At 68.1% G+C, this 19,165-nt stretch carries 17 protein-coding genes; 7 read left to right on the forward strand and 10 right to left on the reverse strand.

Translation table 11 applies throughout. The features are described from left to right. Positions 1-52 precede the first annotated feature (52 nt). Together pcaD and ISN38_RS08895 are read right to left on the reverse strand one after the other, a co-directional pair. Complete coding sequence (pcaD, locus tag ISN38_RS08890; protein WP_108084539.1) at positions 53-832, reverse strand: 3-oxoadipate enol-lactonase; 780 nt, start codon at positions 830-832, stop codon at positions 53-55. A 141-nt stretch (positions 833-973) separates the two neighbouring features. Further along, a complete protein-coding gene (locus ISN38_RS08895) occupies positions 974-1,462 on the reverse strand; it encodes a nuclear transport factor 2 family protein (RefSeq protein WP_004425955.1) in 489 nt (162 codons plus the stop codon). A 216-nt stretch (positions 1,463-1,678) separates the two neighbouring features. Here ISN38_RS08895 and ISN38_RS08900 point away from each other — a divergent pair, with 216 nt between their 5' ends. Together ISN38_RS08900 and ISN38_RS08905 are read left to right on the forward strand one after the other, a co-directional pair. Then, positions 1,679-2,116, forward strand: a complete 438-nt coding sequence (locus tag ISN38_RS08900) for a hypothetical protein (RefSeq protein ID WP_139115896.1) — start codon at positions 1,679-1,681, stop codon at positions 2,114-2,116. Between the two features lie 35 nt (positions 2,117-2,151). Further along, the gene (locus tag ISN38_RS08905; protein WP_108084538.1) at positions 2,152-2,469 is read left to right on the forward strand and encodes a hypothetical protein; all 318 of its coding nucleotides are present in this window, start codon (positions 2,152-2,154) and stop codon (positions 2,467-2,469) included. Positions 2,470-2,566: 97 nt separating this feature from the next. On the opposite strand, the gene ISN38_RS08910 is transcribed toward ISN38_RS08905, so the two are convergent. The 3 genes from ISN38_RS08910 to ISN38_RS08920 form a co-directional block, all read right to left on the reverse strand. Next, positions 2,567-3,454: an alpha/beta hydrolase family protein gene (locus ISN38_RS08910; RefSeq protein WP_108084537.1), complete on the reverse strand. Its 888-nt coding sequence runs from the start codon at positions 3,452-3,454 to the stop codon at positions 2,567-2,569. Positions 3,455-3,456: 2 nt separating this feature from the next. Then, on the reverse strand, positions 3,457-4,548 hold the full coding sequence (locus ISN38_RS08915; RefSeq protein ID WP_004425950.1) for a DUF3182 family protein: 1,092 nt from the start codon (positions 4,546-4,548) through the stop codon (positions 3,457-3,459). 435 nt (positions 4,549-4,983) lie between these two features. Continuing rightward, positions 4,984-5,403: a hypothetical protein gene (locus tag ISN38_RS08920; RefSeq protein WP_004425946.1), complete on the reverse strand. Its 420-nt coding sequence runs from the start codon at positions 5,401-5,403 to the stop codon at positions 4,984-4,986. Between the two features lie 433 nt (positions 5,404-5,836). Between ISN38_RS08920 and ISN38_RS08925 the strand changes: the two genes are divergently transcribed. The 3 genes from ISN38_RS08925 (at position 5,837) to ISN38_RS08935 (ending at position 9,098) form a co-directional block, all read left to right on the forward strand. Continuing rightward, positions 5,837-7,459 carry a SulP family inorganic anion transporter gene (locus ISN38_RS08925; RefSeq protein ID WP_047324419.1) on the forward strand — a complete coding sequence of 541 codons (1,623 nt, stop codon included), beginning with the start codon at positions 5,837-5,839 and terminating at the stop codon, positions 7,457-7,459. A 219-nt stretch (positions 7,460-7,678) separates the two neighbouring features. Further along, positions 7,679-8,185, forward strand: a complete 507-nt coding sequence (locus ISN38_RS08930) for a cupin domain-containing protein (protein WP_004425942.1) — start codon at positions 7,679-7,681, stop codon at positions 8,183-8,185. 97 nt (positions 8,186-8,282) lie between these two features. Then, complete coding sequence (locus ISN38_RS08935; RefSeq protein WP_206712173.1) at positions 8,283-9,098, forward strand: DUF2884 family protein; 816 nt, start codon at positions 8,283-8,285, stop codon at positions 9,096-9,098. Positions 9,099-9,212: 114 nt separating this feature from the next. Here the strand turns inward: ISN38_RS08935 and ISN38_RS08940 are convergent, their stop codons facing one another. Then, complete coding sequence (locus ISN38_RS08940; protein WP_039006352.1) at positions 9,213-10,400, reverse strand: putative peptide maturation dehydrogenase; 1,188 nt, start codon at positions 10,398-10,400, stop codon at positions 9,213-9,215. Positions 10,401-10,505: 105 nt separating this feature from the next. Between ISN38_RS08940 and ISN38_RS08945 the strand changes: the two genes are divergently transcribed. Beyond that, positions 10,506-10,847, forward strand: a complete 342-nt coding sequence (locus ISN38_RS08945) for an NHLP-related RiPP peptide (RefSeq protein WP_004425939.1) — start codon at positions 10,506-10,508, stop codon at positions 10,845-10,847. Here ISN38_RS08945 and ISN38_RS08950 read toward each other — a convergent pair. The 4 genes from ISN38_RS08950 to aceB form a co-directional block, all read right to left on the reverse strand. Further along, positions 10,790-13,426: a putative peptide modification system cyclase gene (locus ISN38_RS08950; RefSeq protein ID WP_058362126.1), complete on the reverse strand. Its 2,637-nt coding sequence runs from the start codon at positions 13,424-13,426 to the stop codon at positions 10,790-10,792. The genes ISN38_RS08945 and ISN38_RS08950 overlap by 58 nt on opposite strands. A 22-nt stretch (positions 13,427-13,448) precedes the next feature. After that, entirely contained in the window at positions 13,449-14,495 is a 1,047-nt protein-coding gene (locus tag ISN38_RS08955; RefSeq protein ID WP_058358567.1) for a GGDEF domain-containing protein, read from the reverse strand. A 280-nt stretch (positions 14,496-14,775) separates the two neighbouring features. Continuing rightward, the gene (gene aceA / locus ISN38_RS08960; protein ID WP_047324416.1) at positions 14,776-16,071 is read right to left on the reverse strand and encodes an isocitrate lyase; all 1,296 of its coding nucleotides are present in this window, start codon (positions 16,069-16,071) and stop codon (positions 14,776-14,778) included. A gap of 143 nt (positions 16,072-16,214) precedes the next feature. Beyond that, positions 16,215-17,855: a malate synthase A gene (aceB, locus tag ISN38_RS08965; protein WP_004425930.1), complete on the reverse strand. Its 1,641-nt coding sequence runs from the start codon at positions 17,853-17,855 to the stop codon at positions 16,215-16,217. A gap of 108 nt (positions 17,856-17,963) precedes the next feature. Here aceB and ISN38_RS08970 point away from each other — a divergent pair, with 108 nt between their 5' ends. Then, on the forward strand, positions 17,964-18,932 hold the full coding sequence (locus ISN38_RS08970) for a LysR family transcriptional regulator (RefSeq protein ID WP_004425928.1): 969 nt from the start codon (positions 17,964-17,966) through the stop codon (positions 18,930-18,932). The last annotated feature ends 233 nt before the right edge of the window (positions 18,933-19,165 follow it).

Consider the following 19,165-nt stretch of genomic DNA (forward strand, 5'->3'; position numbering starts at 1 on the left):
GCTGCGTGGTCGCGATCACGCAGCGCCCGTGTCTGCAGCCCGGCCGCACCGGCTATTGCAACAGGAAGCGCAGCAGCGCGTCGTTGAAGGCGTGCGGCGATTCCACATTGCACAGATGCCGGCCATGCACCTGGGCGAAGCTGCCGCGCGCCGCCTGCGTGGCGATCGCCTGCAGATCGGCCGGCGGGCAGACGGGATCGTCGTGTCCGGCCAGCGCCAGCAGCGGCGTGGCGATCTCGCCCAGGACGCCACGGAAGTCGGCACTGGCCACGGCTGCGCAGCAGGCTGCATAGGCCTGCGCATCGGTGCTCAGCAAGCGCGCCAGGATCGCCTCGACCGTTGCCGGCTGCATCTCGACGAAGGCCGGGGTGAACCAGCGCTCGCGGGTGCCGGCGAGAAGCGGTGCCAGTCCGTCGGCCTGCACCTGCGCGATGCGCGCCTGCCAGCCATCCTCGGTACCGATCCTGGCCGCGGTGGCACACACGGTGAGTGTGTGCAGGCGCGCGCCGGCGTGGATGCCCAGCCACTGCCCGGTCAGCCCACCGATCGACAGCCCGCAGAAATGGGTGCGCTCCACCGACAGCGCATCGAGCAACGCCAGTACATCGCCGGCCAGGTCCTCGATCCGATACGTTCCCGGCGCCGCGCTCGAGGCGCCGTGGCCGCGGGGGTCGTAGCGCAGCACCCGGTAGTACGGTGCCAGCGCGTCGATCTGCGCGTCCCACATGTGCAGATCGGTGCCGAGCGAATTGCAGAAGGTCAGCCATGGACGGCCTTCGCTGCCGTCGATGCGGTAATGCAGGCGATGCGTCGGAAGTTCGAGCAAGGGCATGGCGGCGATGTCGGATAGGGAGGGAGCCGCGCGCGACCATCGGCCGCGATCGGCGCCTGCGAGTCTAGCCTCCCCATGCCCAGCCGGCATGTCGAGCAGGCCGCAGCGGCGCAGCGCCGCTACCGCACGCCCCGGCCTGGGTCATTTGGTCGCAGCATCCCAATGCTCCTGGATTTTGCCGTTCTGGATGCGGAACATGTCGAACCAGGTGGTGGTGTAGGTCTTGGTCGCGTCCTTGGGATCGGGCAGCGTGCGTACCGACACCAGGGTCACATAGTCGCCCTCGGCAAGGATCGCCACCAGCGGCAGTTGCACGCGCGGCTTGATCGGCTGCGGTTTGACGAATGCGGTCAGGAACTGCAGGAACGCATAGCGGCCGTCGGCGACGTTCGGATTGTGCTGGATATAGTCCTGGGCCATGTACATCGGCGCGTACTGGGTTTGCCCGGCTTCGAACACGATGCGCCAGAAGTCGTAGACCAGGCGCTTGTTCGCCGTGGTCCGCCCATCCGATCCCTGCAGCAGCTGCTGATGGTTGGGATTGGCGGTGACCGCGGTTTGCGCGAACGCGGAGGCGGCGGGGAACGCGAGCAGCAAGGCGAGCAGAGACGTATACAGACGAATTTTCATTTCGATGACTCCAGGGGGGGGAAAGGGCTTGATCGCAGCTTGCATCCAGTGACCGAAACGTAAGTGACCGGCGGCTGCAGGACGCACCGCGAGCCTAACAGTGCGCATGGCGCCAGGTCGGCCATGGGCAATGGAAAATCCGGCGATTTGCCGATGAATTTTCCCGCTCTGCGGAGCCGACCACAGTAACCAAAACACCAGAATTGGGAACGGATATTGACGAATCCGTTGCTGCACGGACACAGGGAAATTTTGCTGGCGCGGTGGCTTGCCCACCGGTCGCCGCTTGGATTCCGGCACCTCGCGCTACGCATGCGACGCTGCCACGGCAGCGACGCCGTGCGCATACTTGCAGCGTTCTGTGCCGCGTTGCCGCGCCGATGGTGCGCGCAGCACGGCATCAGCGAGCGCGGCCTGATGGATCGCAAGCGGCGTTTCAAGCGTATGCTCGCGCCCGGCGTCTACCGCCTGTTCAACGTGGCGTCGGATATGCGGCCGCCGTCTTCGACGATCTGCACGCGCTACAAGCCGATCCCGGCGTGCCATCTGCTGCGGCCAGACTCCTGTCCGCGCATCTCGCTGATCGGTTCAGCGATTGGCGCGCGCTGTCGTCGTGGGGGCGCAAATCTCGGGAAATATCCGTTAGGATCGTAGCGACAGGGGGGTAGCTTCGAGAGGAGTCCTATCCCATGCAGACCGCTTCCGCTCTCGCTCGTCCTGCCCACGCTCAGCGCACCGTCGATCTGGAGGCCGAAATTGCCTACTGGCGGCAGGCGCATGCCGATGGCCGCCTCGGTCGCCATGGTTTCTCCGACTACGCCTCGCTGCTGAAGATGGGCTACGACGTCTATCTGGCTTATCCGCGCGCCACCGAGGCGCAGCTATATCGTGTGCTGCAGGAGTCCTATCACCACCTGGCGCCATCGCTGGCGGTGCCGTGGGACGAAGCGCGCTGGCTGGTCCGCCATGCCTGGCACCATCTGCAGCAATCCGGTCGCAGCCACTGACGCCGGGCGCGGCAAATCCGGGACAGCGCATCGCGCTACCGACTGCAGCGCGATGCGTGCTGATCACACACATCTGCCATTGCGCCGCGCCAGCGGTTCACCGCGACGGCATGGCCTCGGAGGTGCGTTCCTTGGCCTCGATCTGGCCATGGAATTCCTTGGAACCCTGGCCGGGCGACGTGGCCGCATCGCCCTGCGTGTGCTTGAGGCTCTGCTTGCGCCGCTCGACCACGTTCTTGGCCAGCGCCACGCGGCGCCCGACCACCATCTCGGTGAGCCAGTCGATCAGATAGCGGGTGTATTCGAATTGGTGCTCCTTGCGGGTCAGCGCATGGTCGGCGCCCTTGATCACCCGCGCGGTAAGCGAACGCGCATTGGAGAATGCGGCGGCGTAGTTCTTCAGCACCTGGCCCGGCACGATCAGGTCCTGCTCGGCCTCGACCAGCAGCACGTCGCCGCGGAAGCGCTGGCATGCGGCCAGCGCGACGTTATCGTCCGGTGCGATGGCGCGGTGCCGATACGGCATCAAGTCCGGATCGCGGTTCAACGCCACCTTCGGACCGTCCCAGTGCGCGTCCTTGTACAGCGCCGGCGAACGCAGCGCCAACCACTCCACCGGCCGCTCCAGGGTCAGCAGCGAGGCCAGATAGCCGCCGTAGCTCAGGCCCACCACCGCGATCGATTCCGGGTCCACCTGCGGGCAATCCACCAGCCGGTCGTAGGCCGCCTTGATGTCGTCCAGATTCTGCGCGCGCGTCACCGTCTCGCGCATCGACGCCATGCCTTCGTGGCCGCGCAGGTCGAAAGTCAGGCACACGCAGCCCAGGCCGACCGCTTCGCGCGCGCGCACCAGATTGTGATGCTGGTTGCCGCCCCAGCCATGTACGAACAGCACGCCGGGCATGCCGTTGTTCGGGGTCAGCAAGGTGCCGCTCAAGGCGTCGCCGTCCACCGCGATATCGATGCTGGAGAGTTTGGTTTCCATTGTCAGTCTGCAACGCTCACATAACGATATTTGGTCAGGCGGCCCACGCGCGGATCCTCGCCGGTGTAGTAGACCTCGGCATCGGCCGGCAGCGCCACTGCACCGTAGCGCTCGACGGTGGCAGCGACCACCGCGTGCAGCGCCGGGTCGCGCTGGAAGGCAGCGACCGCGGCTAGCTCCGCCGGCGTCGCCCCGCCGATGCGCCAGGACTGCTCGAGCACGCCGCACAGGCGCGTGCCGTCCTGGGTGATGCCGTCGATCACGTCGTAGTTGCGGCGCGATGCGTAGAAGCCGGGATAGGCCGCGGCGACGCAGCGATCGTAATGGCGCGCCTTCAACACCGCCTCGCGCTGTTGCGGTGGCAACGTGCGTTCGAGCAGCCCATCCAGGGTGCCGCGGATCACGAACAGTTTCGAGCCGCCGTAGGTCTCGCGGCCGGCAGCGTCGTCGGTGGTCGATTGCGTGCCGTAATAGGCGATGGTCATGCCGGCGCAGTCCACTTCGCCGACGCTGAAGGTCGTCGAGCGGTCCAGTTGCCGCTCCAGCACCACGCCCTGTTGCGCCAGATCCGCCGCCGCCAACGCGTCCAGCGCGGTATCCAATGCGAGTGCGTCGTGCAGCAACAGCTGGCCCTGCCCGGCGATGCCATGCGGCAACTTCAAGCGCACCTGGCCGCCGCCGCACAGGCGCGCATACGCCACGCGCGCGTCGGCTGCCGAGAAGGCGGTGTAGCCGGGCACCGTCGCCGCGCCCAATGCGCCGCCGAGCGCGTGGTTCCAGCCCTGCGGCGCAGCCGCGCCGGGATCGACCAGCGGATGGCTGATCGCCTTGGTGGCGACGAACGCATGCGGCACCACGCCACCGAGCAGATCGGCCGCCGCGCGCACGCCCAGTTGCAGCGCCTGTGCGGCGGTCAGGGTGTCGTCCGGCACATGGAAACCGCTGTGTACCGTGCCGGCATCCTGCAACGGCAGGCGCATCAGCCGCGCCACTTCGGCGGCGATCCAGGCATGCGTCGCGGCCTCGTGCCCACCGGGCGGATGCAGGCGCACGCTGCAGCGACGGACATGATCGTGTGCGGCAGATGGCGCCATGCGCGGCTCTCCACGCGAAGAGGACAGGAGGTCAAGCACGCGCATACCCGTACAGCAGACCCATCCCCATGCCGAGCAACGCCAGCACGGCCAACAACAACCAGCGCGGCACCGACGCGCGCAAGTGTTGCCACCAGGCCCGCGCTTCGTATGTGCCCACCGGCGCGGCGGCAGGCGGACGCCGGCGGCGCGGCGGCGAAGCGAACGGCGGCGCGGAGTGGCGGGAGCGGACAGCCATATGCCCAGGCTGTCCGCCACCGCGTTGCGGATGGGTGAACGCGGCGTGTCGGGCGCGTCAGCGCCGTGGCGGCGACGAGGCCGGCGCCGCGTCGCGGCAGCGCCGAAATGCAGCCTCCGTTATCGCCGGGGAAGTTGGCGACCTGCGTGCCGTAGGCCACCCGCCCGCTCCCGCGCCGCAAATTTTTGCGCGCCGGCTCAGGCCGACAACCAGCGCGCAGCCACCTGTGCATCGATCCGGTGCTTGCCGGCCAGCGCCTGCATGCCCTGCAGCGTGGCCTGCACCGCGCTGGCATAGCCGCTGCGCCACAGCTCGGCGCGCGACTGGCGCGAGGACGCCTCGGCCAGCGCCAGCGCGAAAGCCTGCACACGCGGGTCGGCCAGCGTGGCACGGTCCAGGAACGATTGCTCCAGTGCGATCACGTCCACCGGCGCCAGCCAGGCATCGGCGACCAGCTCGGCCACGCCGACCCGGTGCGACAGCTGATGCATCGCGCTCAGGGTTTCGTGCAGCATCTCCAGATACGCCCACTGCCACAGTGCGGCCTTGCGTTGCGGATCGGCCTGGTCCAGCGCGGACAAGGCGGCGTCGACATGGTCGATGCGTGAGTCGTTCATTCGCTGGCGCTCCACGTCGCGCAATCTGATGGCCACATTCTGCGCGCAAAGCGTGAGGAGATGTGAGCCGCAGCCTCTCCGGCACGGGGACGGCGCGTTGCGTGGTTCGGCCTGGGCAGGCATGCCATCGGCTGGGGATGATCGTATCGGACGTCAGATTGTGTTTCGACGCCTGGCCGCAGGCTGGCATGCAGCGCTGCACGCACAAGTGCGAAGCAGCGCAAGACCGACATGGGCGCAACTGTTTTATACTGGCACGGCACGCAGCGCATCGCCGCGTGCGCTCTTCCGCTCCCAACGCCACGCCATGACGCCACCCTGACACCCGCGCTGTGCTTTCCACGCTGTCCCCCTGCGGGACGCCCGGTGTGTTCTGGCTTTCCATTCGTGTAGCGCCGCCCTGCGACGGGCGCGGCGTCAGGAGCGTTTTCTCGTGAATCTCTATCCCAAGCTGCGCCAGCAATGGTTCGGCAACATCCGTGGCGACGTGCTCGCCGGCCTGGTCGTGGCGCTGGCGCTGATCCCCGAAGCCATCGCCTTCTCCATCATCACCGGGGTCGATCCCAAGGTCGGGCTGTACGCCTCGTTCTGCATCTGCGTGGTGATCGCCTGCGTCGGCGGCCGCCCGGGCATGATCTCCGCCGCCACCGGCGCGATGGCGCTGCTGATGGTCGGCCTGGTGAAGGAACACGGCCTGCAGTACCTGCTGGCGGCGACGCTGCTGACCGGCGTGCTGCAGATCCTCGCCGGCGCGCTGAAGCTCGGCGCGCTGATGCGTTTCGTGTCGCGCTCGGTGATCACCGGTTTCGTCAACGCCTTGGCGATCCTGATCTTCATGGCGCAGCTGCCGGAACTGATCGGCGTGCCAGCGATGGTGTATCCGCTGGTGGCGCTGGGCCTGCTGGTGATCTACGGCCTGCCGTGGCTGGCGCAGCGCACCTTTGCCGGACTCGGCCTGTGGCTGCTGGTGCTCGGCGCCGCGCTGACCGCGGGCAGCCTCGATGCGCGTGCGCTGTACGCGGTGGCGGCGATCGGTGCCGCCGCCCTGCTGCTCGGCCATCGCTGGACGCGCACGCTCGCGCTGCCGCCGCCGCTGGTGGCGATCGTGCTGCTGACCGGCATGGCGCTGTATTTCGGCATCGCCGTGCCCACCGTCGGCGACAAGGGCCAGCTGCCCGACAGCCTGCCGGCGTTCCTGCTGCCGGACGTGCCATGGACCCTGGACACGCTGAAGATCGTGTTCCCGGTGTCGGCGACGATGGCGGTGGTCGGCCTGCTCGAATCGATGATGACCGCGCAGATCGTCGACGACATGACCGACACCCCCAGCGACAAGAACCGCGAATGCATCGGCCAGGGCGCCGCCAACATCGCCAGCGGGCTGATCGGCGGCATGGCCGGTTGCGCGATGATCGGGCAGTCGGTGATCAACGTGAAATCCGGCGGCCGCGGCCGCCTGTCGGCGCTGGTCGCCGGCAGCGTGCTGCTGATGCTGGTGGTGTTCGCCGGCCCGTGGGTGCGGCAGATCCCGATGGCGGCGCTGGTGGCGGTGATGATCATGGTCTCGATCGGCACCTTCAGCTGGCGCTCGCTGGCGCAGCTGCGCACGCATCCGAAGAGTTCCAGCCTGGTGATGCTCGCCACCGTGGCGGTGACCGTGGCCACCCACGACCTGGCGCGCGGCGTGCTGACCGGCGTGCTGCTGTCGGCACTGTTCTTCGCGCGCAAGGTCGGGCGCATGCTCGACATCGCCAGGACCGAGGACGCCGATGGCGGCCATACCTACCGCATCGGCGGCCAGCTGTTCTTCGCCTCGGCCGGCAGCTTCACCGCCGCGTTCGACTATGCGCACGCGCCTGCGCGGGTCACCCTCGACCTGTCGCAGGCGCACCTGTGGGACATCAGCGCCATCGGTGCGCTGGACAAGGTGGTGCTGAAGTTCCGCCGCCATGGCGCCCAGGTGCAGGTGATCGGACTGAATGCGGCCAGCGCGGCCATGGTCGGGGACCTGGGCACGCATCATCGTGCCGACGCAGGCGCGGCACCGCTGCATTGAGGCGCACAGCGGCAGCGCTGGCGACACCGCCTGCGCTGCCGTGTGCAGGTCAGCGAATGGCGTTCGTGTTCCCGCGCCCGTCGATGCGGGAGCACGTGCAGCGCAACGCTGGTGACGCCGCCGCAGCGCGCCCTGACGCCACGACCACGCGGCCTGGCTAGCATGCTCCGCAACGGCAGCCGCCCGCTGCCTGCCACACCATGCCGCGAGGACTCGCCGATGCGCCTGGAACACTGGCTGCTGCCGCCGCACGATTGGGTGCCCAACCATCCGTTCCTGCCGGTGCTGCTGTACCGCCAGGCCGACCGCGATGGCGATGCCGCCGGCTTCGAACGCCGCTTCGCCGCCCACGGATGGCCGCCGCAATGGCGTGATGGCATCTACGCGTATCACCACTACCATTCCACTGCCCACGAGGTGCTTGGCGTGGCCAGCGGCAGCGCGCGGCTGATCATCGGCGGCCCGGGCGGCCCCGAAACCGCGCTGGGGGCCGGCGACGCGCTGCTGCTGCCGGCCGGCACCGGCCATTGCTGCGTTGCCTCCAGCAGCGACTTCCTGGTGGTCGGCGCCTATCCCGCCGGGCAGGACTGGGACATCTGCCGGCAGGCGCCCAGCGCCGAAACGATCCAGCGCATCGCCCAGCTGCCATTCCTGCCCAGCGATCCCGTCGCCGGCCCGCAAGGCCCCCTCCTCCAGCACTGGAAGATGCCCGAGGGTCCGGGCTAGATCCGAGCGGGCATGACTTCCCGCACCCTGACTTCCCGCAGACGACAGGGCCCGGCCCAGCAACGATGCTGCGGTCATCGTCAAAGGAACCGCCGCCATGCGCCTGCTGCTTTCCGTATGCACCCTCTCGCTGCTAGGTGCCGCCGCCAGCGCCAGCGCCGGCCCGCAGTTCTCCTCGCAGCAATGCGGCTTTTCCACGCCCTACGACGTCATCGTCGACCGGACCGGCGTCGCCCTGACGCGCAGCGCCGGCACCCCGAAGACCGTGTTCCTGCATGACGGCCACCTGCAGGTGGACGGCGTCGCGCAGCCGCTCAGCAATGCCGACGCCCAGCGCGTGCGGCAGATGGAACAGGGCGCCCAGGCCCTGATGCCCGAAGTGGCCGGCATCGCCCGCGAAGTGGTCGGCATCACCTTCGACGCCTTCGGCGGCGTGGTCGAAGCGATCACCGGCAGCCGCAGCAAGGCGCGCAAGATCGAGCGGCATCGCGACGCCGACCTCGCCCACCTGGACCGCACCCTCGGCAAAGGCCAATGGCAGAAGGAACCGTTCGACAAGGCGTTCGAAGCCGACGTCAGCGCCGCCGCCGAGGAAATGGCCGGCGCACTCACCCGCGGGGTGATGTTCGCGGTGTTCACCGGTCGCGCCGACGCCATCGAGAAGCGCACGGACGCGATGGAAAAGGACCTGGAGCGGCGCATGGACGCGCGCGGCAAGGCGCTGGAAGCCAGGGCCAACGCGCTGTGCACGCAGGTCGCGGCACTCGATGCGCTGGAGCAGCAACTGGACTACCGGTTGCCTGGCGGCAAGCGTTTGGACCTGCTCGAACATAGCGACAAGCCAACCAAGCCGGCTGCATCCGACGAAGCGATCGTGGCCGCAACCACAGCGACGCAAAGTCAGGCGCACTGAGCGCAGGCAGCGACTAACCGCGGACGGAACCGCAGCTGCAGGGGCGCAGCACCAGTGCGGCGGCCATGCTCGCTGGCTCTGATGGGAAATGCCTCATGCCAGCGCGCGCCCTCGTCAGGGCGATCGGGAGACGCTGGCCTGCCATACCGCGCCGGCCGGATCGAACTCCGCGGTAGTCAATGCCGGCGCCCGCCAACCGAAGCCGCAGACCACCAGCGGCCCTTCGCGTAACGGGTCCATGCCGAATGCCTGCTCGATGTCCACTTCGTTGATCGCCGAGGTCACGAACGCGCCCCACTGCGCCTGCGTCGCGCACAAGTACAGCAACTGCGACAGGTGCCCGATATCCAGCAGCAACGCTCGATAGGCCTTGGGATGATGCCGATATTTCCAGTACATGCGCGCGTACCGCGGCGCCATCACCACCAGCACCGGCGCATCGGCGAACCAATGCTGACCGGCCACGGCGGTCCGTGCCAGCACGTCTAGCGCGATGTCCGGGGCCGGCAGCGGTTCCAAGGCGTGATCGACCGGGTGATAGTGATACACGCCCGGCGCGAGGCCGTGCACGCGCTGCACGATCAGATAGGCCTCGGTGGCGTGCAAGCCGCCGCCGGAGGGCGCGTTCTTTTTCAGGAATGCGGCGACACCGTCGGCCTCGACCCTGACGCGTGCCGCGAACACGCGCTGCATCAACTGCGCGAATGCAACCAGCGGCAACGGCCGCGCGGTATCGAAATTGCGGCAGGTGGCGCGGCGCGCGAGCAGCGCATCGAAGTCGTCCGCGCGCGCGCGCGGCAGCGGCAGGCGTGCGGTTGCCGCGCCGCGCTCGCCCACTTCAGCAGGCGGTGGACCGAGCTTCTCGCACAGGCCCGCCGCGGTGGTCAGGCCATTGGCTTCCATCGCCACGACGCTGTCGCTGCCTTGCCAGCGCCCGAACCGGTGCGCCAGCACGGCCGGTCCCCACCAATAGGCCTCGCGCATGGTCGCATCGCGCTCGGCGAAGCCACCGGGCGCATCGTCGGCGTCGCTCAGCAGCAGGCCGACCTCGAGCAGGCGCGCGCCGGCGGCGGTGCAATGCGACGGCAATGCTTGCGTATCGGTCCAATCGCCCGCACTGAGCGCGCCGAGCAGCTCGCGCTCCAGCGCATCGACCTCCAGCTCCTGCTCCAGATGCGGCGCCAGGGCCACCCATTGCCGCTCGCGCCGCAGTCCGTTGCCTCCTGCCAGCAACGAGGCCATATCGAAGCGGCTGACCTCGCGCGGCTCAAGGAACAAATGGAAACAGCGGCGCACATGCATGCGGAAAGACCGATTCAACTGGTAGGCGATTATGCCGATGGATATAGTGGTTGCGCCTTACGCGTCGCGCCCAATACCGCACTTCCCTGCGAGATGACACGCCTGATGAATACCGCCCGCCACGATCCGTTGCCTGCCGACATCGCCGACCGCCTGCTGGAGCTGCTGAGCACCGACGACGCGTTCCGCGCCAGCTTCCAGGAAAATCCGGTCGCCGCCCTGGCCAGTCTCGGCTACAAGCCGGCCGACCAGGCGCTGGCCGCGGACCCGAAGCCGCCCAAGCAGGGCGCGCCGTTCTACTGCATGACCTCGCAGCAACTGGCGTCGAAAGAAGAAATCGCCAAGGCGCGCAAGGAACTGGTCAGCCACCTGACAGTGGACGGCAACCATCACGTCATTTTCGCTTTCGAAGCCGGCAAGGTCGCCTCGACCGTCTCTCTCAAGTAAGCCGGCATCGCGGCGCTGGGCCATGCGGCGAACAGCGCCTTGATCCGCCGCTGCGCATCCGGGACCCTGTCCATCTGCGACAGGGTTTGCGCCGCCCAACGTGAAGCCATGCGCGTATCGGCGACATTCAAGGCCTGCAGCGACTGCGATACCGAGGCTTCGCCATAGGCGAGGCCTCGGTGTTCGCCGATCCAATCCGCCTGCACCAGCGCCTGCCGGTGCTCCCCGGCCGCCTGCAAGGTGAGGTATAGCGCCACCCGTGACTGCAGCAGATCGTCATCGCGCGGTGCCAGCAACGCGAGCGCCTGCGCATACTCGCCGCGCAAGCGGAGCTGACCCGCCTGCACGACCCGCAGCAACTTGCCCAGTGCCGGATCCGCCGATGTCTGCGCCCAAGTGCCTACAACCTTCAGCGTGCGCGCCGACAGCGCGTCGTCGCCCAGCCGTTGCGCCAGATAGGCGGAGGCGAGAATGAGCGCGGCGCGATCGGCCGCGTATGGCTCGCCCGGAAGAACCCTCTGTTGTATCTGCAGCTGGACGTTCTGCCATTGCCGCAGCCGCGGCAACACCTTGGCGGACGGCAACGTCAACGCCAGGACCGACAACTGCACGAAGCCGAACTGTGCCTGGGTGAAGTCGTTGGCCGAGCGACTGGCCTTGATCGCATCGCCGAGTTCGACGGCGACCTGATCCCATTTGCCCTGGTCCAGCTTCAGCGCGATCAGGTCCAGGCGCGGCACCATGTCATCGTTCGCATAGTCGCTCTTGGGAATGGCGCGCAGCCGCGCCTCGGCCTCGGCATACTTGCCCTGCAGCGCCAGCACATTGGCCAGGCGCCGGCCGGGTCCGCTCTTGTGCTGCAGCGCAATCCGGGTGAACTGTGCCTTGGCCTGCTGCAACTTTCCCTGCACCAGATACACGCGGCCGATGTCGTCGGTGGCGATCGACCGATACGGATCCTGCGCGGTGTCGGCGGCGACGGCATGCGGCAATGCGTCGGCGAACCGATTGGCCTGGAACAGATGCCAGAACGCATTGCCGTGTGCGGCGAAGCTGTCCGGATACAAGCGCAGCAACTGCTCCCATCCTGCCAAGGCGGCCGGACTGTCCTGGAGTTCGTCCGCCCATGCCGCAAGATAGAGCCGGTCGCGTGCCGGCAGACGTGATGCGTATTGCTGTGCCTTCTGCAGATACGGCATCGCCGCAGCGCGGTCGGAGGCCGCTGCAAGCACCCGGGCGATGCCGACGTAGGCCAGCGCGAACTGCGGATCAAGCTCGATAGCCACGCGGAAATGCTGTTCCGCTTGCGTCCAGTTGCCCTGCCCCGTCGCCTCCAGACCCAATGCGTAGGAACGCAACGCATCCAGATTGGATGTGGTGACCTGCGGCAACGGCTTGGATGCCTGCTCGACCGACTGGATGGCTTCGCCGAGCTGCTGCCGCAACTGGCCGCTGACCGTGTCCACCGACGCCAACACCGACTCCAGCCCGCGTCCGGTCTGCGATTCGGTATGCACGGTCGCTTGCGTCGCCGGGTCGACCAATTCCACGGTAACGCGGATGCGGCCGCCCACTTCGGCGACGGTCGGCAGGATCACCGCGCGGGCGCCGTCACGCAGCGCGATCTCCGAGGCGACCGCGCGATCGAGCTTGCTGTCGGGACTACGCTTCATCCGGCACAGGGTGTCGCGCACCTTGAGGTCGCTGAGCAGGTTGACGTAACGCGATTGCTCCAGGCTGATCCGGAACGCCTGGTCGAGCGAAGCATCGAGCATCGCGTTGCCAGTGAGGTTGCGCAGGTCGGCGACCACGACCCAGTCGCGCTCGGCGAACGCGATGGCCGGCTCCGGCCGGCCGAAGAACAGCAGCGCGGCGACCGCCCCCAAGGTCAGCGTCGCCTCAGCCAGCAGCGCCGCCGGCCGCCGCCACAACGGGATGTCCCGCCACGCCTTCGGCGTCGGCTTCGGCGCGCGCAAGGGGGTGTTGCCGATCTCGCCGACTTCGTAGATCTCCTGCGCCGTGGGCACGCCCTTGAAGCGCCAGCGGCCGTGCGATTTCCACAGCAGGCGCTCGCCGCGCTCGCCCAGTTCGCGCGCGGCGCGGTGGGTCAGCGACTCGGCCACCGCCGACAGCAGGATCTGCCCGGGACGTGCCAGGGTCATCAGCCGCGCTGCGGTCGGCTTGGCCAGGCCCTCCACTTCCAACGGCTTGGCGCCGACCTGCACCGCGGCATCGCTGTTGCGCCAGGTCAGCACTTCGCCCACGTGCAGGCCGGCGCGCACGTTCAGTTGCAGCTTGCGCTGCGTGCCCAGCGCGTGCAGGCCGCGGCTGTAGTCCAGGGCGAAGCCGAGGCCGTCGATCGGGCGCTCGAACAGCAGCAGCAGGCCGTCGGAACGGTCGATCAGGCGCCCGCGCCAGCGCTGCTGCAGTTCCAGCACCAGCGCGTCGTGCAGCTTGAACAGTTCGGCGGCGTTGGCGTCGCCGAGCCGCTCCACCAGCGCCATCGAATCGCACAGGTCGGTCAGCAGCAGGGTGCGTAGTTGCGGGACCTCGGGCTGAGGCGGGCGGACGTCGTTCATGGGCAGTTCGAGGGGGCCTGGATCAGGAGGGCGCGGCGGCGAGGTCGTGCCAGTACAAGCGGTTGCCGCCGAGGCGCTTGGCCTCGTACAGCGCGGCGTCGGCGTTGGCGTACCAGTCGTTCCAGTCGGACCGCGGATCGACCCGGCTGATGCCGATGCTGACCGGGCAGATGTGCGGCGCCGGATGCTGTACGCCGAGCAGGTTCTGCACGGTGGCAATGACGAACTCGCCGATGCGGCGCAGGTCTTCCACGGTGCCGGTCGCCACCAGCAGGCAGAATTCGTCGCCGCCGAGGCGGCAGGCGATGTCGTCCTGGCCGGCGACGGAGCGCAGGATGTTGGCGACGTTCTGCAGCACGCGGTCGCCGATCAGGTGGCCGTGCTCGTCGTTGATGCGCTTGAAGCGGTCGCAGTCGATCAACAGCAGGCCCGGCCCCAGCGAACGACCGTCGCGGCGGCACTCCTGCAGGCGCAGGATCAGGCCGCGGCGGTTGTGCAGGCCGGTCAGTTCGTCGGTGCGCACCAGCTCTTCGGTCTGGGTGAGCTGGTGTGAGGTGACATAGAGATTGTCCAGCGCCACTTCCAGATCGTGGTTGCGGCGGCGCAGCTGGCGGATCAGGGTCTGCTCGTTCATCACCACGCGCATGACGGTACGGCGCAGGAAGTAGGCGACCAGGCTCGGATCGCGCTCCACCAGGCGCTGGAAGTCGTCGTGATCCAGCTCGACCAGCACGCCGTCGCTGGCGGCGATGGCGTCGGCGCTGCGCATGTGGCTGCCGATCAACAAGCCCAGTTCGCCGAAGAATTCGCCGTGGCCGAGATGCTTGACGACCAGGTCCTCGCCGAAATCCAGGTCGATCACGCCGCTGCCGATCACGAACATGGCGCTGCCGCCGTCGCCGCGCCGGAACAGCACGTCGCCGGCACGCACCGTGCGCGAACGGCCGAACTCGGAGAATAGACGCAGTTCCGCGGCGGTCAACACCGCCAGCTCATTGGGCTTGGGAGCGGCCACACCCATCGTCGAAATTGTCTCGCGTGCATTGGACGCGGCGCTGTCGCAGCTCATCCAGCCCCCTACTGCTCTTGGCGTCGCCGGCCATTCTTGTGCGAAGCATAACATCTGAACACAGCGTTCACCGTAAGGTCTCAGCCAATCTCGAAGCCGGAAGAGACGGCAAAAGGCCTGGAATCGCTCGCTGCCGCCGCGCTCGCGCCACCCGGCGGCGCGACCGCCTGGCAGACCGCATCACGCCAGGGCGCAGGCCGCCGCGCGGAAAAAAAAGCCCGGGCGAACCCGGGCTGTCCCCTCCCTGGGGATCGGCAAGCAACGGCCGCCTGGCTGCAGGTCAGGCGGCCTTTTCGCCGTGGAACTGCTCCTCTTCCGTCGAGCCCTTCAGTGCGGTGGTGGAGGACTGGCCTTGCTGGATCGCCTGGGCCACCGCATCGAAGTAGCCGGTGCCGACCTCGCGCTGGTGCTTGACCGCGGTGAAGCCGCGATCGGCGGCGGCGAACTCGGCTTCCTGCAACTCGACGAAAGCGCTCATCTGCCGGCGCGCATAGCCGTGGGCCAGGTTGAACATCGAGTAGTTCAGCGCATGGAAGCCGGCCAGGGTGATGAACTGGAACTTGTAGCCGTAGCGCGCGATCTCCTGCTGGAACGTGGCGATGGTCGCATCGTCCAGGTTCTTCTTCCAGTTGAAGCTCGGCGAGCAGTTGTAGGCCAGCAGCTTGCCCGGGAACCTGGCGTGGATCGCCTCGGCGAACTGACGCGCGAAGGCCATGTCCGGCTTGCCGGTCTCGCACCAGATCAGGTCGGCATACGGGGCGTAGGCCAGGCCGCGGCTGATCGCCTGGTCCAGGCCCTTGTTGGTCTTGAAGAAGCCCTCGACGGTGCGCTCGCCGGTGGTGAACGGGCGGTCGTTGGGGTCGATGTCGCTGGTCACCAGGTCGGCCGCCTCGGCATCGGTGCGCGCGACCAGCAGCGTCGGCACGCCCAGCACGTCGGCGGCCAGGCGCGCGGCGTTGAGCTTCTCGATCGCCTCGCGGGTCGGCACCAGCACCTTGCCGCCCATGTGCCCGCACTTCTTCACCGAGGCCAGCTGGTCCTCGAAGTGCACGCCGGCCGCGCCGGCCTCGATCATCGCCTTCATCAGTTCGAAGGCGTTGAGCACGCCGCCGAAACCGGCCTCGGCATCGGCCACGATCGGCTGCAGGAAGTCGATCTCGTCCTTGCCCTCGGCGTGGTGCAACTGGTCGGCGCGCAGCAGCGTGTTGTTGATGCGCTTGACCACCGCCGGCACCGAGTCGGCCGGGTACAGCGACTGGTCGGGGTACATCTGCCCGGCCAGGTTGGCGTCGGCGGCCACCTGCCAGCCGGACAGATAGATCGCGTTGAGCCCGGCCTTGACCTGCTGCATCGCCTGGTTGCCGGTCAGCGCGCCCAGCGCGTTGACGAAGTCCTTTTCGTGCAGGGACTTCCACAGTTTCTCGGCGCCGAGCCGGGCCAGCGAATGCTCCACGTGCACGGTGCCGCGCAGGCGCACCACGTCGGCGGCGGTGTAGTTGCGGGTAATCCCGGCCCAGCGCGGATCGGTGTCCCAGGCGTGCTGGATCTGTGCGGCGGTCTGCAACGTGGTGCTCATCTTGCGCTCTCCTAGGAATGGATACGGCGATGAAACGGTGGCGCGGTGTATCGGATGAAACGCGTGGAAGGCACGGGAGAGGTCAGGCGCAGGAATGTCGCTTTCACGATTCCCCATTCCCGATTCCCCACTCCCAGCTCCAATCAATCGATCAACTGGTAAGCCGGCAAAGTCAGGAACTCGGCCAGCTCGTCGCTGCGGGTCAAGGTGTCCAGCAGCGCAATGGCGTCGTCCAGGCGGTTGCCGCCGGGCAGCAGCGCGCGTTCGCCCAGGCGCGCCGGCAGCTGGCGCATGCACGCGTCGAACAGCGCGACGTCGATCGCAGTGCCGTCGTCCAGGTGCAGGCCGCCCACGTGCAGCCACTGCCATAGCTGGCTGCGGCTGATCTCGGCGGTGGCCGCGTCTTCCATCAGATGGTGGATCGGCACGCAGCCGTTGCCGTCCAGCCACGCCGCCAGGTAACGCACACACACTTCGATGTTGCCCTCGAAACCGGCGCGGGTGATCGTGCCGACCGATGGCGCGATCAGCGTGTCGCGGTCGGCCTGCACGTCCTCGCGGCGCACGGCGTGCTGGTTAGGCGCGCGCATGTGCTCGTCGAAGATGGCGCGGGCGATCGGGATCAGCGCCGGATGCGCGACCCAGGTACCGTCGTGACCGGCGGTGACTTCGCGCAGCTTGTCCGCACGCACCCGCGCCATCGCCTGCTCGTTGGCGGCCTCGTCGTGGCCGATCGGGATCTGCGCGGCCATGCCGCCCATCGCATGCACGCCGCGGCGGTGGCAGGTACGAATCAGCAGTTCCGAATACGCCTTCAGGAACGGCTGGGTCATGGTCACCTGGCCGCGCTCGGGCAGTACCCGGTCGGGGTGGCGGCGGAAGGTCTTCAGGTAGGAAAAGATGTAGTCCCAGCGGCCGCAGTTCAGGCCGACGATGCGCTCGCGCAGCGCATGCAGGATCTCGTCCATCTCGAACACCGCCGGCAGCGTCTCGATCAGCACGGTGACCTTGATCTGGCCCTGCGGCAGGCCTAGCATCGCCTCGATGTGCGACAGCGCGGCCTCCCACAGCGCGGCCTCTTCCATCGACTGCAGCTTGGGCAGGTACAGGTAGGGGCCGCGGTCCTTGGCCTGCAGCGCGCGGCCGTTGTGGAAGGCGAACAGCGCCGCGTCGAACAGGCCGCCGGCCAGCGCCTGGCCATCGACCAGCACATGCTTCTCGTCCAGGTGCCAGCCACGCGGGCGCACGATCAGCACCGCCTGTTCGTCGTAGGGCTTCAGCGCATAGCGCTTGCCCGGGCTGCCGTCGCGCGCCGGCGCGCTGAAGCTCAGCGTGCCGGCCACCGCCTCGGCCAGCGCGCGCTGCCCGGCGACCAGGTTGCGCCAGGTCGGCGCGGTCGAATCCTCGAAGTCGGCCATGTACACCTTGGCCCCGGAGTTCAGCGCGTTGATGACCATCTTCGGATCGGTCGGGCCGGTGATCTCGACGCGGCGGTCCTGCAGCGCGGCCGGCAGCGGCGCCACCTGCCAGTCGCCGGCGCGGATCGCCTGGGTGTCGGCGCGGAAGTCCGGCAGGCCGCCGCCGTCGAACCAGGCCTGGCGTTCGCGGCGTGCCGCCAGCCGCGCCTGCCGCTCGGGCTCGATCGCCCGGTGCAGCGACACCAGCAGGGCCAGCGCCGCCGGCGGCAGCAGGGCGTCCTGGCCGGCCAGCGCGGCGGTCAGGGTGATGCCGGGGGTGGAGCGCTCGGCGGACGGGGATGAAGCAGCGAAGGCAGCGGCAGACATGGTGGGGTTCCTCGATGTTTCCGGGCCATCACCCTGCTGCCGCAGCATGTATTTGACAATACAGTTTTATCAATGCATTAAATAAGCACACCTTATAGTTGTCACCTCATGACCACGCGCGGCACCGCAACTCCGCGTTTTCCTTACAAATCCGATCGGCTGAAGCCGCTGCGCGCGTTCTGCCAGACAGTGCGCCTGGGTTCGGTCTCACGGGCAGCCGAGGCGTTGTTCGTCAGCCAGCCGGCGGTGACCCTGCAGTTGCAGGCGCTGGAGCGCGAACTGGGCGTGGTGCTGCTGGAGCGCAGCGGGCGGCGCCTGATCCCCAGCCGCGAAGGCCAGCTGCTGTACGAAATGGCGCAGCCGCTGGTGGAAAGCCTGGACCGGCTGGAGGCCGACTTCCGCGAAAAGGCGCGTGGGCTGGATGCCGGCGAACTGAACATCGCCGCCAACAGCTCCACCATCCTGTATCTGTTGCCGAAGATCGTGGAGAACTTCCGCGCCCGCCACCCGGAGGTGCGCCTGACCCTGCACAACGCGATCAGCGCCGACGGCACCGAGCTGCTGCGCGAGGACGCGGTGGACCTGGCGGTCGGCTCGATGCTCGACGTGCCGGCCGACCTCAGCTACGCGCCGGTGTACCGCTTCGAACAACTGCTGATCGCCCCACGCGACCACCCGCTGGCGAACAAGTCCAAGCTCACCCTGGACGACCTGTCGCCATACCCGCTGATCCTGCCGCCCAAGCGCCAGGTGACCTACCGCCTGGTCGACCTGGTGTTCCAGCAGGCGCGGGTGCCGTACACCGTGGCGCTGGAAGTGGGCGGCTGGGAGGTGATCAAGCAGTACGTGGCGATGGGCATGGGCATCTCCATCGTCAGTTCGATCTGCGTCACCGAGGCCGACCGCAGCAAGCTGGTCACGCGCGTGCTGGGCGACTATTTCCCCACGCGCAGCTACGGGGTGGTGGTGCGCAAGGGCAAATACCTGTCGCCGCAGGCACGCGCCTTCATCGAACTGATCCAGCCGGACCTGTTCACCTCGCGCGGCTACGACGAAAGCGGGCCGTCGGAGCGCTAGGCACGGCTCCCGCATCGCCACGCCCAACACCGCCCGCGACACCGTCCGTTACGCGGGACCCGCGCATGGCGCGCTGCCGCCACGCGAGCATCGGCTGGCAGCGCGAAAGCGGATTCGCTCAAGAGTCCGATGGGCAGCGGCAAGGTGTTCTGACAAGCGCACATCACTTCGCACGCCGCAGCAAGGCGACGCTGGCAGGGTGTTTGAATGAAGTGTGCCAATGTATCTGCAGG

The organism is Xanthomonas translucens pv. undulosa (assembly GCF_017301775.1).
In the GTDB taxonomy this organism is placed as follows: Bacteria; Pseudomonadota; Gammaproteobacteria; order Xanthomonadales; family Xanthomonadaceae; genus Xanthomonas_A; species Xanthomonas_A translucens.